This is a genomic window from Nocardioides sp. B-3 (assembly GCF_024703895.1).
GTDB lineage: Bacteria > Actinomycetota > Actinomycetes > Propionibacteriales > Nocardioidaceae > Nocardioides.
The window spans coordinates 1,830,150-1,843,238 of the sequence record NZ_CP087968.1 but is presented as its reverse complement, the minus strand read 5'-3'; the positions used below and the strand labels follow the sequence as shown (position 1 = coordinate 1,843,238).

19 protein-coding genes and 1 pseudogene are annotated in these 13,089 nt (G+C 71.6%); 5 read left to right on the top strand and 15 right to left on the bottom strand.

The genetic code is table 11. The features are described 5' to 3' along the window. Positions 1-11 precede the first annotated feature (11 nt). The 4 genes and pseudogenes from LP418_RS33240 to LP418_RS30855 all read right to left on the bottom strand — a co-directional run. The gene (locus LP418_RS33240) at positions 12-680 is read right to left on the bottom strand and encodes a sensor histidine kinase (RefSeq protein ID WP_442940260.1); all 669 of its coding nucleotides are present in this window, start codon (positions 678-680) and stop codon (positions 12-14) included. Positions 681-1,284: 604 nt separating this feature from the next. Continuing rightward, the gene (locus tag LP418_RS12215) at positions 1,285-1,800 is read right to left on the bottom strand and encodes a hypothetical protein (RefSeq protein ID WP_257956466.1); all 516 of its coding nucleotides are present in this window, start codon (positions 1,798-1,800) and stop codon (positions 1,285-1,287) included. Next, positions 1,797-1,937, bottom strand: a complete 141-nt coding sequence (locus tag LP418_RS30860) for a LuxR C-terminal-related transcriptional regulator (RefSeq protein WP_336275980.1) — start codon at positions 1,935-1,937, stop codon at positions 1,797-1,799. The genes LP418_RS12215 and LP418_RS30860 overlap by 4 nt, the downstream gene beginning before the upstream one ends. Positions 1,938-2,160: 223 nt before the next feature. Further along, positions 2,161-2,583, bottom strand: a pseudogene (locus LP418_RS30855) (response regulator); the annotation flags it as partial. A 30-nt stretch (positions 2,584-2,613) separates the two neighbouring features. Between LP418_RS30855 and LP418_RS12205 the strand changes: the two are divergent. The 5 genes from LP418_RS12205 (at position 2,614) to LP418_RS12185 (ending at position 4,868) form a co-directional block, all read left to right on the top strand. After that, positions 2,614-2,988 (top strand): hypothetical protein, encoded by a 375-nt coding sequence (locus LP418_RS12205; protein WP_257956465.1) that lies wholly within the window; start codon positions 2,614-2,616, stop codon positions 2,986-2,988. A 9-nt stretch (positions 2,989-2,997) separates the two neighbouring features. Then, positions 2,998-3,288 (top strand): hypothetical protein, encoded by a 291-nt coding sequence (locus LP418_RS12200; RefSeq protein WP_257956464.1) that lies wholly within the window; start codon positions 2,998-3,000, stop codon positions 3,286-3,288. A 78-nt stretch (positions 3,289-3,366) separates the two neighbouring features. Further along, positions 3,367-3,603: a hypothetical protein gene (locus LP418_RS12195; protein ID WP_257956463.1), complete on the top strand. Its 237-nt coding sequence runs from the start codon at positions 3,367-3,369 to the stop codon at positions 3,601-3,603. Between the two features lie 315 nt (positions 3,604-3,918). Beyond that, a complete protein-coding gene (locus LP418_RS12190; RefSeq protein WP_257956462.1) occupies positions 3,919-4,626 on the top strand; it encodes a hypothetical protein in 708 nt (235 codons plus the stop codon). Then, on the top strand, positions 4,599-4,868 hold the full coding sequence (locus LP418_RS12185) for a hypothetical protein (protein ID WP_257956461.1): 270 nt from the start codon (positions 4,599-4,601) through the stop codon (positions 4,866-4,868). Before LP418_RS12190 ends, LP418_RS12185 begins: the two co-directional genes overlap by 28 nt. Before the next feature lie 224 nt (positions 4,869-5,092). Here LP418_RS12185 and LP418_RS12180 read toward each other — a convergent pair whose 3' ends face one another. The 11 genes from LP418_RS12180 to LP418_RS12125 form a co-directional block, all read right to left on the bottom strand. Further along, on the bottom strand, positions 5,093-5,401 hold the full coding sequence (locus LP418_RS12180; protein ID WP_257956460.1) for a hypothetical protein: 309 nt from the start codon (positions 5,399-5,401) through the stop codon (positions 5,093-5,095). Between the two features lie 199 nt (positions 5,402-5,600). Further along, positions 5,601-5,936: an antitoxin gene (locus tag LP418_RS12175; protein WP_257956459.1), complete on the bottom strand. Its 336-nt coding sequence runs from the start codon at positions 5,934-5,936 to the stop codon at positions 5,601-5,603. Positions 5,937-6,032: 96 nt separating this feature from the next. Further along, a complete protein-coding gene (locus tag LP418_RS33235; RefSeq protein ID WP_257956458.1) occupies positions 6,033-6,353 on the bottom strand; it encodes an NAD(P)H-dependent oxidoreductase in 321 nt (106 codons plus the stop codon). A 19-nt stretch (positions 6,354-6,372) separates the two neighbouring features. Beyond that, positions 6,373-6,684, bottom strand: a complete 312-nt coding sequence (locus tag LP418_RS33230) for an NAD(P)H-dependent oxidoreductase (RefSeq protein WP_257956457.1) — start codon at positions 6,682-6,684, stop codon at positions 6,373-6,375. Then, complete coding sequence (locus LP418_RS12160; protein WP_257956456.1) at positions 6,681-7,829, bottom strand: LLM class flavin-dependent oxidoreductase; 1,149 nt, start codon at positions 7,827-7,829, stop codon at positions 6,681-6,683. Before LP418_RS12160 ends, LP418_RS33230 begins: the two co-directional genes overlap by 4 nt. Positions 7,830-7,870: 41 nt before the next feature. Continuing rightward, a complete protein-coding gene (locus LP418_RS12155; RefSeq protein WP_257956455.1) occupies positions 7,871-8,050 on the bottom strand; it encodes a hypothetical protein in 180 nt (59 codons plus the stop codon). 300 nt (positions 8,051-8,350) lie between these two features. Beyond that, entirely contained in the window at positions 8,351-8,737 is a 387-nt protein-coding gene (locus tag LP418_RS12150; RefSeq protein ID WP_257956454.1) for a hypothetical protein, read from the bottom strand. Positions 8,738-8,965: 228 nt separating this feature from the next. Further along, a complete protein-coding gene (locus LP418_RS12145) occupies positions 8,966-9,985 on the bottom strand; it encodes a M1 family metallopeptidase (protein WP_257956453.1) in 1,020 nt (339 codons plus the stop codon). A 722-nt stretch (positions 9,986-10,707) separates the two neighbouring features. Then, complete coding sequence (locus tag LP418_RS12135; protein WP_257956452.1) at positions 10,708-11,253, bottom strand: hypothetical protein; 546 nt, start codon at positions 11,251-11,253, stop codon at positions 10,708-10,710. Then, positions 11,141-11,965: a hypothetical protein gene (locus tag LP418_RS12130; RefSeq protein ID WP_257956451.1), complete on the bottom strand. Its 825-nt coding sequence runs from the start codon at positions 11,963-11,965 to the stop codon at positions 11,141-11,143. Before LP418_RS12130 ends, LP418_RS12135 begins: the two co-directional genes overlap by 113 nt. Next, the gene (locus LP418_RS12125) at positions 11,962-12,858 is read right to left on the bottom strand and encodes a phosphopantetheine-binding protein (protein ID WP_257957016.1); all 897 of its coding nucleotides are present in this window, start codon (positions 12,856-12,858) and stop codon (positions 11,962-11,964) included. The genes LP418_RS12130 and LP418_RS12125 overlap by 4 nt, the downstream gene beginning before the upstream one ends. Positions 12,859-13,089 lie beyond the last annotated feature (231 nt).

Here is a 13,089-nt window from a genome sequence, read left to right as displayed (position 1 = left end):
CGGTGCCGGGCTCATGTCGCGGTCGTTCCGGGAGCTGCTGCGGCAGTAGCCAGCGGGAGCACCGCACGGACTCCTCCCTCACCGATCGACAGCGTCCCACCCAGCTCCGCGGCGCGCTCGCGCATGGACGCGAGGCCGACCCCGGCCTGCCACGGGGCGCCCGGCTCTCCCGCGTCCCTGACCTCGATCACGAGGGTGCCGTCGCGAACCAGCAGCGACGCCGTCGCTTCCTCCGACCCGCTGTGTCGCGCGCTGTTGGTGAGGGCCTCGACGGTGATGCGGTAGGCCGCGACCTCGACCGCCGCAGCCGGGGCGGGCAGGCCGTCGACGTCCAGCGTGACCCGGAGTGGTCGGCCGTCCGGCGTACGCAGCTGGTCGGCCTGCTGCCGAAGTGCCGGCACCAGCCCGATCTCGTCGAGCGCCGGCGGTCGCATGCCGTAGACGAGCTGGCGGATCTCCCCGATCGCAGAGGAGGTCTCCGCGCGCAGGGTGCGGAGCAGCGCCTCGGCCTGATCGGGGTCGTCGCGCAGGGTGTTGCGCACGGCATCGGACGTGAACGCGATGCCGGACAGGCGTGGTCCGAGGCCGTCGTGCAGGTCGCGGCGGAGGCGTCGCCGCTCCTCCTCGAGCGCCGTGACCGTCCGCTCGCGCGACGTCTGGACGTCGGCGGTCAGCGCCATCGCGCGCAGGGTCTGGGCGAGGAGCGGCGCCACCAGCCTGAGCACGTGCTCGTCGCCCCGGGACATCCCGAGGTCGCCGGCACGCAGGCCGACCTCGAGCTCGCCGACCGCGTCGTTCCCCGAGGGCCAGCGGCAGGGTGTGGGTGTGGGTCACGGGCACACCGGAGGCGGCCAGCTCTGTCCCGTCGACCCCGCAGCGCGGCGTACGGCAGGACCGGGGGCCTCGCGGATCGCGCGCAGTGCGAGCACCGGGTCGTCCCCGATGTGGTCGATGACGTGCGAGGCGGCGCCGAGCGGGTCGGGCCGCTCCCCGAAGAGCAGTGCGTCGACCACTCCGCGCAGCACCACCTGCAGCGGGTGCAGCGTGGTGGCCGCGAGCGCGCCGACCACACCGAGCAGGCCGAGGATCGGGCGCCGGCCACCGAGGATCTCCGGGAACGAGACGGCCCCCACGAAGATCGAGACGTAGCAGGTCATGGCAACGGCGAAGACGACCGCGCTCACGATCAGGCCGCGCACGTCGACCACCTCGGGCCGGGTGGCGCCGACATACATCGCGACCGGCACGACGGCCAGCAGGCCGACCCCGAACCCGACGACGATGTCACTCGCCGCGCCGGTCCCACCCTCCGCGGAGAACACCACGACCCCGCACGCGAGCGCCGCCGCCACCATCGCGAGCGCCATCCAGAGCAGCGGTCCCCGCGTGCCGTCGTCGGCCCGCTCGATGCGCCACCGGGTGTGCGCGAGGACGACCCCTGCCGATGGCCATGGCCATCGCGCTGACGATGACCGGGTCGCGCGGCGCGGCCACGAGGAAGACCCCCGCACCGAGCAGCGCCACCGGGGCCGGGAAGTCGACGAGGCGCCGCAGGTTCAGGGCGGGGTACGCCGCCACGGCAAGCGGACAGGCCAGCCCCGCCGCCACCGCGAACAGGGTGGCCGCGAGGTCCGGGTGATCGTTGCGGGACACGACCGTGGCCACGACGAGGGCCGTGCCGCCCAGCACGAGCAGGGCAGCGCTGAGCCGGGCCCGCCCGGCGAGCAGCAGGGCGCCGCCGTTGACCGCACAGCTCAGCCCGACCGCGGCCAGCGCGACCGGGATCGGGTAGGGGATCACCGTCCCAGCCCCTGCTCACGGGCCCGGATGATCGCCGCGGCCCGGTCGGCGACCTCGAGCTTGGCGAAGACGCTGGTGAGGTGGTTGCTGACCGTCTTGGGTGACAGGTGCAGGTCGTCGGCGATCGCGGCCTGCACGGCGACCGGCGGCGAGCAGGTCGAGGATGTCGCGCTCCCGGTCGGTCAGCTCGGGGAACGGCACGACCTCGGTCGTGGCCGGGCCGGTGGGCGGCGTGGCGAAGTAGCCGAGCACTCTCGCCGCGACGCCCGGGCCGAAGATCGCCTGCCCGGCCGCGACCGCCCGGATCGCGGCCACGATCTCCTCCTGCTCGGCGCCCTTGAGCAGGTAGCCCCGGGCGCCGGCCTGCATCGCGGTGAAGACGGTGGCGTCGTCGTCGTACATCGTCAGCATCAGCACCGCGGTCTGCGGCGTCCCCTCCCGGATCCGGCGGGTCGCCTCGACCCCGTCGACACCGGGCATCCGCACGTCCATCAGGACCACGTCGGGCCGCGTGAGCTGGACCTCGCGCACGGCGGCGTCACCGTCGACCGCCTCGCCGACGACCTCGACCCCCTCGATCGTCTGGAGCAGGGCGCGCAGTCCGCCGCGGACGACGGGGTGGTCGTCCGCGAGGACGACCCGCAGGATGCTCACCCGCCCATCATGGCCGCCGGGGGCGCGCGGCGACCCGGGAAGTTGTTCCCCCTCGACGGAACTTTCGGGGAAGGATGGCGGGAAGCCCGGCCCTGTGGTGGGGAAGTGCCTCGGCCTGACTGTGGTCATGTCCGAATCACCCACTTCAAGGAGCACTCCATGGACGTCATCTCCGGCCGTCAGAAGGCAGGCCTCGTCATCGCCGCCCTGTTGAGCCCGGTCAACGTGGCCAGCGCCTTCTTCCCCACTCCGGACGGCGAGGAAGGTCCGCCCTTCGCGGTCCTCGTCCTCGGCACGATTCTCGGCGTGGTCGGGTTGGTCGGCGTGGTCATCGCCCGGCGCACCGGCAGCCGGGCGGCCTTCCGCGTCACGGCGGGTGCCCCGGTCATCAACGCGATCGCGGCCCTGCCGGCGTTCTTCGTCGACGTGCCCGCGGGGATCAAGCTGGCGGTGGCGATCTCCGTCGTCATCACCGTGCTCGGCATCGTGCTGATGTTCTCGTCCGCGCGCCGGCCCGTCGCCGTACTCGACTGAGGGGGCGCCGTGATCGCCATCGTCACGCTCCTCGTCGCGTTTCCGGCCGGCTACTTCCTCGCCTCGCGACTCGCTGCGAACACGACCTACGCCGTCGCCTACCTGTGGGCGTTTGTCTTCCAGACGCTCTACCTGCTGCTGGACGCGCTGAGTGTCACCTCCAAGGACCCGGCCTTCGCCACGGATGAGTTCCCGCTCTCCTACGGCCCGGCCACGCTGGCCGTCCTCGGAGTCGGGTTCGGACTGGTCGCGGCCGGGCAGTGGGCGCGATCGCGCCGGCCGGTCCCGGTCACCTCCTAGGGGGCACGGAATGGTCGCTGGCCCACGGGGGCCGGCGACCATTTCTGAGGGGGCTGCCCAGCGCCGTACCCTTTGCCGGTGACTGAGCAGCCCGGCATCGACCCGTCCGACCCGGCGGCGACCCTTCGTGTGCTCGGGCAGCTGCACAAGGTGCCGGACGACCACCCCGACCACGTCACGGTCAAGCGGGCGGCGTCGCACATGTACAAGGCGATCAAGGCCGAGCGGAAGCTCGCCAAGCGGGCCGAGGAGCTCGCCCACGACCGGGCGATCACCGAGCTGACCGCGACCGGTCTCGCCGGTCCGGATCGATGACGAGACGTCCGGCATCCCGCTCGTCTCGAACGCGCCCGGCGCCTTCGCCGGCGAGCTGCTCCAGCCGCGCGGCTGCTACATCTGCAAGGCCGACTACACGCTCGTCGATGCGTTCTACCACTGGCTCTGCCCGTCGTGCGCGGCCTTCAGCCACACCAAGCGCGACCAGCGGACGGACCTGACGGGCAAGCGCGCTGCTCACCGGGGGCCGCGCGAAGATCGGCATGTACATCGCGCTGCGGCTGCTCCGCGACGGCGCGCACACGACGATCACGACCCGCTTCCCCGCGCGATGCGGTCCGTCGGTTCTCGTCATTGCCCGATTCGGACGACTGGCTGCACCGACTCAAGGTCGTCGGCATCGACCTGCGCGACCCCACCCGGGTGATCTCGCTGGCGGACGACGTCGCAGCCGCGGGCACGCTCGACATCCTGATCAACAACGCCTGCCAGACCGTACGCCGCACGCCGGGCGCCTACGCCCCGCTGGTCGACGCCGAGCTGGCTCCGCTCCCGACCGACCGTGAGCTCCCGGAGATGGTCACCTTCGACGAGATCTCCTCGGCGCACCCAGCGGCCATCGCCGGCGCCCTCTCGGACACGGCCGTCGCGCACCACCCGGGCGAGAGCCCGGAGGCCGCGTTGGCCGCCCACAACGCGGCGTCACTGACCGCGCTCGCGCTGACCGCCGGCCACGCGTCCCTCGACGCGCACATTGCGGGCACCGCCGTCGACGCTGGCGGCCTGCTCCCCGACGTACAGCTCAACAACTCCCCGGACGCAGACGGTCGGCGAGGTGAACCCGCTCGAGCTGCTCGAGGTGCAGCTGTGCAACTCGATCGCGCCCTTCCTGCTGGTGTCGCGACTGCGACCGGCCCCGGCCGCGGCTGCTCGCGATGCGTCGTCCGGACGCGCGTACGTCGTGAACGTGTCGGCGATGGAGGGACAGTTCGGTGGCCGCCGCTACAAGGGCGCGGGGCACCCTGCACACCAACATGGCCAAGGCCGCGCTCAACATGCTGACGCGCACCTCGGCCGGCGAGCTGTTCGAGACCGACAAGATCCTGATGACCGCCGTCGACACCGGCTGGATCACCGACGAGCGCCCGCACGCCGACAAGCTCCGCATCGCCGCCGAGGGCTGGCACGCGCCGCTGGACTCGGTGGACGGTGCTGCTCGCGTCTATGACCCAGTGGTCCTCGGTGAGGCCGGCGAGGATCTCTACGGCTGCTTCGTGAAGGACTTCAAGCCGTCCCCCCGGTGAGTCGGGGCATCCCAAGTTCATGTAACCGGCGTTTACCTGATCTGAACGGCCGATGCGTCGGCCGGGCAGTAGGGCCAACGGCCGGTTTACATGAAGGCGGGCGGGGCGGGGCTCAGCCCCGGGCCGAGATGTTCACCAGCCAATTGATCCCGAACTTGTCGACGAGGGCACTGAACTCGTCGCCCCGGGGCGCGGGCTCGAGGGCCCGGACGACCTGCCCGCCGTCACTGAGGCCGGCGAAGTAGCCACGCAGTGACTCTCCGTCCGAGCTCACCCCCGGAGAGGCTGATGGAGACGTTGTTGCCCACGGTCACCTGCACCATCTCCGGCGGTGCGTCGGAGACCATCAGCGTGAAGCCGTCGGGCGTCTCGAGCTGGCCGTGCATCACACGGGTGGCGAGCTCGCCCTCGGTGCCCATGTCGCCGAAGGTCATCACGTTGAGGTCGCCGCCGAGGACGGACTGGTAGAAGTCCAGCGCCTCGCGGGCCCGGCCGCCGAGGACGTTGACGTAGGGGTTGAGCCTGCTGGCCATCGGGTGCTCCTTGGTCGAGGAAGTCGTTTCCACCAACGTAGGAGCCCGCCACCGCCCGCGTCGAGGGCCAGCCCTGCAACATGCGCCGACTCGGCGTGCAACTTGCGCCGACTCGGCGTGCAACATGCGCCGACTCGGCAGAAATAGAAGAAGACCCGCTCCCCACGGGGGTGGGAGCGGGCCTTCGGTTCTGGGTCGATCACTCGGCGGTGGGAGGCTCGATCTCCTCGACCGGCGTGACCGGGGTGGTGCTGGGACGGTACTCCGCGAGTCGCGTGACCGCCGTTGACACCGTCTCACGGACCTTGTCGACATGCGAGGCGTAGCGGCCCTCGGTTCGTTCGCCGATGGTGGCGCTGGCCTTGTCGAGGAACGCTTCGACGTCCCCGCCGTGCTCGGCGGCCAGCGTGCCGACCTTCTCGCGAGCCGCCGTGAAGGCGGTCTCGACCTGGATGACGAGCTCGTTGACGTGCTTGTCGAGATCGAGGTCGTCGATCGTCTGCTTCAGCTTGTCGGCGATGTTGGTGTTGGACATGGCGTCCCCCTTGTGCGGGTCGTGCGGGTGCCGCCGGTTGGCTGCACCTGTCTCAACGACCCACTCAATCACGCCATTCCGTGACCCGCACCACCATCACCCCGCGTGGCCTCGCAACAGGTCCGCGAAGTCGCCCACGGGAGCCGGGTCGTTCCCGGACGTACGGCGACGTGCGGTCGGGTCCGGGGCGAACCCGGCGACGTGGTCGCTGCCCGAGACCACCACGGCGTTGGCCAGCTCGGCCGCGGCCCGGACGATCCGCTCGGACAGGCCCGTGCTGCCGAAGTCCTCCGTCGCGGCGAAGACGCCGGTCGGGAGCACGACGGCTCGCAGGTAGCTGAACAGCGGCCGCATCGCGTGGTCGAGGACCAGCGAGTGGCGCGCGGAGCCGGCGGTCGCGGCGATCAGCACCGGCATGCCATTGAGGGCGTCGGTGTCAGAGCGCGTCGATCAGCATCTTGAACAGCCCGCTGAAGCTGGCGCTGAACACGGGGGTCACCGCGATCAGTCCGTCGGCGGCGGAGATCTGCTCGCGAACCGCGGTGAGGCGCGGGGTGGCCACGCCTCCGCTGGTCATGTAGCCGGCGAGGTCCCGGGCGAGCTCGCGCACCTCGACGTACTCGAAGGACACGGCCTCGCCGCGGGCGCCCACGGCCGCCGCGGTGGCGTCGGCGAGCTGGTCGCCGAGCAACCGGGTGGACGAGGGCACCGTCAGGCCGGCGGTGAGGACAACGATCTTGCGGGTCATGACCGGGCTCCTTCTTCGACGAGCTCCTCGACGGCCGGGCGGGCCGGCTCGACGAGGTGGTGCGGTGCCTCGGGGCCGGCGGCCACGAGGGACGTGTGGGTGGGCGGGTCGCTCGGCACGTGGGCCGGGCGGCGGAGCTCGAACTCCTTGCGGAGCACGGGGACGACCTCGCGACCCGGGATCTCGAGCTGCTCCAGCACGATCTCGGTCGGCAGGCCGGCGTGGTCGATGAGGAACAGCTGGCGCTGGTAGTCACCGGCGTAGTCCGCGAAGCCGAGCGTCCGCTCGATGACCTGCTCGGGCGTCCCGACGGTCAGCGGTGTGGCGGCGCTGAAGTCCTCCAGCGAGGGGCCGTGGCCGTAGACCGGGGCGTTGTCGAAGTAGGGCCGGAACTGCTTCTTGGCCTCTGCCTCGGTCGAGCCCGGGAACACCTGTCCGCCGAGCCCGACGATCGCCTGGTCGGCGGCGCCGTGGCCGTAGTGCTCGAAGCGCTGGCGGTAGAGCCGGACCATCTTGGCCGCGTGGTCGGGGCCCCAGAAGATGTGGTTGTGGAAGAACCCGTCACCGTAGTAGGCCGCCTGCTCGGCGATCTCGGGGCTGCGGATCGAGCCGTGCCACACGAACGGCGGCGTGCCGTCGAGCGGCGCGGGCGTGCTCGTGTAGCCCTGCAGCGGTGTGCGGAACTGGCCCTGCCAGTTGACGACCGGCTCGCGCCACAGCTTGCGCAGCAGGTGGTAGTTCTCGATCGCGAGCTTGATGCCGTCCTTGATGTCCTTGCCGAACCACGGGTAGACCGGGCCGGTGTTGCCGCGACCCATCATCAGGTCGATGCGGCCGCCGGAGAGGTGCTGCAGGAAGGCGTAGTCCTCGGCGATCTTCACCGGGTCGTTGGTGGTGATCAGCGTGGTCGACGTGCTCAGCTGCAGCTTCTCGGTCTTCGCCGCGATCCACGCGAGATGCGTGGTGGGCGAGGAGACGGTGAACGGCGGGTTGTGGTGCTCGCCGGTCGCGAAGACGTCCAGACCGACCTCTTCGGCCTTGAGCGCGATGCGGGTCATCGACTCGATGCGCTCGCCCTCGGAGGGCGCGACGCCGGTGGTGGGGTCGGGAGTGATGTCGCCGACGCTGAAGATGCCGAACTGCATGATGCCCTCCGTAGGTGGACTAGTTGAAGATTGTACTACGTCTAACCGGACCGTGGTCCGGTGTATTCCACGACGGCCAACGCGGCGACGTACCCCGCCGGAGCGGGCAGGTCGGACCAGTTCTCCTCGGCGAGCACGACGTCCGACATCGGCGTCATCAGCCCAGTGCCGCGCGCCTTGAGGATCGCCTCCTTGCGCGCCCGAGGTCCGCGCGAGGTCACCGGTCTCGGACCGCGCGAACACCTGGGGACGGGTGTACGTCGATGCGCCCGACCTCCACGTCGACGCCGACGGGCACGGCGCCTTCGAGAGGCGCGATGGCGGTGACAAGGTGCGGGCCGGAGCGGGAGAGCGAGACGTGCAGTGGGAGGTCGAGGTGCCGGAGCCGGGGCCGACCGTGCGCATCGCTCCCGCACGACGGGCAGAGGCGCCCGGACGTGACCTCGCCCGGCCCCAGCAGGGACCGGGCGTGGTTCGCAAGTGCGTCGCCCGCGGCCGTCTCAGAAGAGTGCCAAGCGACGTCAGGTCGCATAGCCACCCGGGAGCTCGGCCAGCTTCAGGTGTGGAGCCGCCTCGTCGGGCTTGCTCTGCCGCTGCAGCGAGCGGCCGAGGAGCAGGTGGGCGTAGGGCTCGTGCGGGTCGATGGCCAGCACATCGCGCGCGGCGTCGATCGCGGGGCCGAGCAGCGCGGAGTGGTAGTAGGACCGCGCCAGCAGCAGCCGGGCCTCGGTCAGGCCGTGCTCGATCTCGGCGGTGTCGTCGAGCAGCTCCTTGAGCAGCACGATCGCCTCGCGGTAGGCGCGCTCCTCGAAGAGCGCCTGCGCGCGCACCCACCGGTCGTGCGTCGAGTCCGAGAGGAGTCCGGCGTGGCCTGCCAACAGGGCCTCGAAGGGGGTGAAGTCGGTCATGGTCAGGCTCCTCTCGGGTGGTCGGTCGCCGTCACAACACGCGTGGGCAGTGTCCGATTCCCGCTCGCCCGGGGCGCGGGCGCGTCGCCGTACCCCCCGAACAGCGGTGGCACAGCCACATTCTGAGCCGAGAAAAGGTGGGTCGACCACCGCCGTGGGAGCAAGACACGTGTCGCGCTCAGCCGGAGGTGGCACAGCCACATTCTGTGGCCTGAAAATGTGGGTCACTCACCGCTGCGAAGAGGACGGAGGCAGTGCGGGCAGCGACAGGCCACGCAGCCACGAGTCGAAGAGCGTGCCCAGCGGCTCCCCGCTGATCTCGGCGGCCAGCGCCTCGAAGTCGGCCGTCGTCGCGTTGCCGCCACCGAACCGCTCGACCCACTCGCGCAGGATGTCGAAGAAGTCGTGGTCGCCGACGGTGAGCCGCAGGGCGTGCAGCGTGAGGGCACCGCGCTTGTAGACGCGGTCGTCGAACATCAGCGCGGGACCGGGGTCGGCGAGCAGCAGGTCCCGGTCGAGGCCGGAGAGCTTGTCGTGGAAGTGGGCCGCGCGGGTCGCCGCGGAGTCGAGCCCCGACTCCTCGGACCACAGCCACTCGGCGTAGCACGCGAAGCCCTCGTGCAGCCAGATGTCCCGCCAGTCCGACAACGTCACCGCGTTGCCGAACCACTGGTGCGAAAGCTCGTGCGCGACCAGCCGCACGGCGGACCACTCGCCCGAGGCGAAGTTGCGCCCGAAGGTCGACAGCGACTGTGACTCCAGCGGGATCTCGAGCGGGTCGTCCGTGACGACGACGGTGTAGTCGTCGAACGGGTAGGGGCCGAACTTCGACTCGAAGAACTCCATCATCGCCGGCTGCCGGCCGAACGAGGCGTCGTACCCGTCCCCGGAGAGGTCCGGCGGCGCGATCACCACGACGTCGTTCGCCGGGTCGCGCGCCTCGTAGCGACCGATCTGCACGGTCGCGAGGTACGGCGCCATCGGCTGCGGCATCTCCCGAGTCCACTCCGTGACGGACCCGCGGCGGCGGGTCTCGACCGAGCGCCCGGACATCGCGACGTAGTAGTCGCTCGGTGCGGCCATCGTGATCGCGTAGGTGGCCTTGTTGCTGGGGCGGTCGTTGCACGGGAACCGGGTCGGCGCACCGTGCGGCTGGGCGGCGACGATGACCCCGTCGGTCAGCTCCTCCCAGCCGGCGTCGTCGAGGTCGCGGACCTTGAGGACACCCGGCGATCCGGCGTACTTCACCCGCAGCTCGAACTCCCTGGCCCGCGCCCAGCGAGGCGGGGATCCGCAGTCGCGAGCCGCGGTGCGTGAAGCGCGTCGGCTTCCCGTCGAGGAACACCTTCGCGACCCGCAGCCCAGCGAGGTCGAGGGTGACCGCCGTGGTGGCCGTACGCGCAACACACGACAGCAGGGCGTCGCCGTCGAGCCGGTTGCCGATCAGCTTGTAGCCGAGACCCAGCGCATAGTGCGTGACGTCGAACGAGTCGTCCCCGTGGTCGGGGATGTAGTCGACGCTCACGGTGCCTCCCAAGGGCCGATCGGGTTCCCGATCCAGCAGGTGCGAGAAGGGACGCCCTCCCCGCGCATCACGAGAGAAACCGGGCCCACGGTTGCGTGCCGACCAATCGTCGCGGCCGGAAGGATAACGCTGTTGGGCCCCAGAGTCGCACCGGCCTTGAGCGTCACCGTGTCCATGCTCAGCACGCGGTCGTGGAACAGGTGCGTCTGCACGACGCAGCCGCGGTTGACGGTCGCGCCGTCGTCGAGCGTGACCGAGGTCGGTCTCGGGCAGCCAGTAGGAGTCGCACCAGACGCCGCGGCCGATCTTCGCGCCGAGCAGCCGCAGCCAGATGTTCAGCGCGAGGGTCCCCTGGGCCGGCGCCGCGAACCACGGCGCGGCCAGCACCTCGGTGAACGTGTCGGCGAGCTCGTTGCGCCACACGAACGACGACCACAGCGGGTGGTCACCGACCTTGTGCCGGCCGACGAGCAGCAGCTTGGCGAGCACGGTGACGAGCGCCGCGACCAGTCCGGCCGCGATCAGCACCGGTCCGGCGAGGAGTACGGCGAGCAGCGGCCGCTCGACCCAGAGCGCGATCAGTGTCGCGCCGACCGAGAGGTTGAGGACGACCAAGAGCAGCAGCGGGACCACGCGGACGGACTCGACGAGGCCGCGCGCGACCTTTCGCCGCGTCGGCGGGTCGTAGGTGCGGGTGTCGTCGGTCTTTCCGGCCGTACGGCGAAGGCGGGTCGGCGGACTGCCGACCCAGCTCGATCCGGCCTTGGCCACGTCGCGAGCCGGTGCCGCAGACAGGACCGCGACCAGCGACTCCTTGGGCACCTTGCGCCCGGGCGCGGCCATGCCGGAGTTGCCGACGAAGGCACGCTTGCCGATCTTCACCGGGTCGACGCGGATCCAGCCGCCGCCGAGCTCGTAGCAGCCGACGAGGGTGTCGTCGGCCGGGGAAGGCGTGCTCGCCGACGGTGGTGAACTTCGGGATCAGCAGCACCGTGGAGGCCTCGACGCCGGGGCCGACGCGGGCGCCGAGCATCCGCAACCAGACCGGCGTCAACGCGCTGGCGTAGAGCGGGAAGAGCCGAGTGCGCGCCTCGTCGAGGACGCGCAGGGTGCTCCAGATCCGCACGCCGGTGCCGGACCGGACGCGGTGGAAGCCGGCGTGCATGCCGACGGCGAGCGCCCGGACCAGCGCCCAGATCATCACGATCAGCGCGGCGGTAGCCGACGAGCGCCGCGAGCGGCACCCACGGCAGGGCGCTGCGCACCGCGTCGGCCGGGCTGTCCGCGTCGCGCACGATCGGCAGCAGCACGAGCGCACCGATCAGCACGGCGAGCGCGGGCAGCCCGGCGATGAAGGCCGCCATGGCGCCGTACAGGCCGAGCCGGGCCCTCTCGGTGCTGGCGACGCGACCGGTGGGCGCGTCCTGCCCGGGACCGCGGGCCTCGGCGCGTCGGCGCTCGGCGGGCGAGCCGGCCCAGAACTCGCCGGCCGGCACCTCGCCCTCGACCGATGAACCGGGCGCGACCTCCGCGTCCTTGCCGACGACCGCGCCCGGGTTGAGCGTGCAGCGGGCGCCCACGCGGGCACGCGCGCCGACGGTGATCGGTCCGACGTGGATGACGTCGCCGTCGATCCAGTGACCGGCGAGGTCGACCTCGGGCTCGATCGCCGCGCCCCGGCCGACCGTGAGGAGACCGGTCACGGGCGGCAGCGTGTGCAGGTCGGAGCCCTGACCGATGTTGTTGCCGAGCAGGCGGGCGTAGAGGGGAAACCACGGGGCGCCGGCCAGCGACGTCGCGTTGAGCTCGTCCCTGGATGCGCTCGGCCAGCCAGATCCGCAGGTGGACCTTGCCGCCGCGGGGGTGCGCCCCGGCAGTGACGGGACGGAGCACCGGGCGCGCGAGCACGGCGGCCAGCATCATCCGTCCCGGCGGGACCGGGGAAGAACCACGTGGTCAGGACGAGCACCCAGATCGGGGTGGTCGGCAGCCAGTCGAGGTCGAGGAGCGGGCCGGCGATCGCGGAGCCGAGCAGCAGCCAGCTGAGCCAGCGGAGGCCGGCGAGTGAACGGAGCGGGACCGGGGCGAGGAGCTGGCCGGCCCGGCTCTTGAGCGGCAGCGGCCGGACGTCGCGGTTGCTCACGGCCCGGCTGCTGACGAACGCGGGCAGCGCGTCGGCGAGCGCGGCGATGCTGGGGTGGGCGTAGACGTCGCCGACCACGATCTCGGGGAACCGTTCGCGGATGCGGCTGACCACCCGGGCAGCCGTCAGCGAACCGCCGCCGAAGGCGAAGAAGTCGTCCTTCGGGCTGGTGACGTCGGCGCCGAGGACGTCGGCCCAGATGTCGGCGAGCCACTGCTGGAGCTCGTCGAGCCCGACCGCGGCCGCGGCGATCTTGGGCAGCGGCCACGGCAGCGCGTCGCGGTCGACCTTCCCGCTGGTACGCGTCGGCAGCTCCTCGACGACGGCCAGCCGCGGCACGAGGGCCGCGGGCAGCCGCGTCCTCAGGAGCTCCTGTGCGGTGGTCGCGTCGTAGGTCTCGTCGACGGTGAGGTAGCCGACGAGCAGCTTGTTGCCGCTCTTGGTCGACCGCACCGCGGCCGCGGCCTGCTGGACGCCGGGCAGCCGGAGCAGCTGCTCGTCGATCTCGCCCAGCTCGATCCGGCGCCCGCCGAGCTTGACCCGGTCGTCGGCGCGACCGGCGAAGACCGGAGCCCAGCGGGTCGTTGCGGACCACGTCGCCGGAGCGGTAGGCGCGGTCCCAACCGAGGGTCGGCATCGGGGCGTACTTCTCGGCGTCCTTCTCGGGATCGAGATATCTCGCCA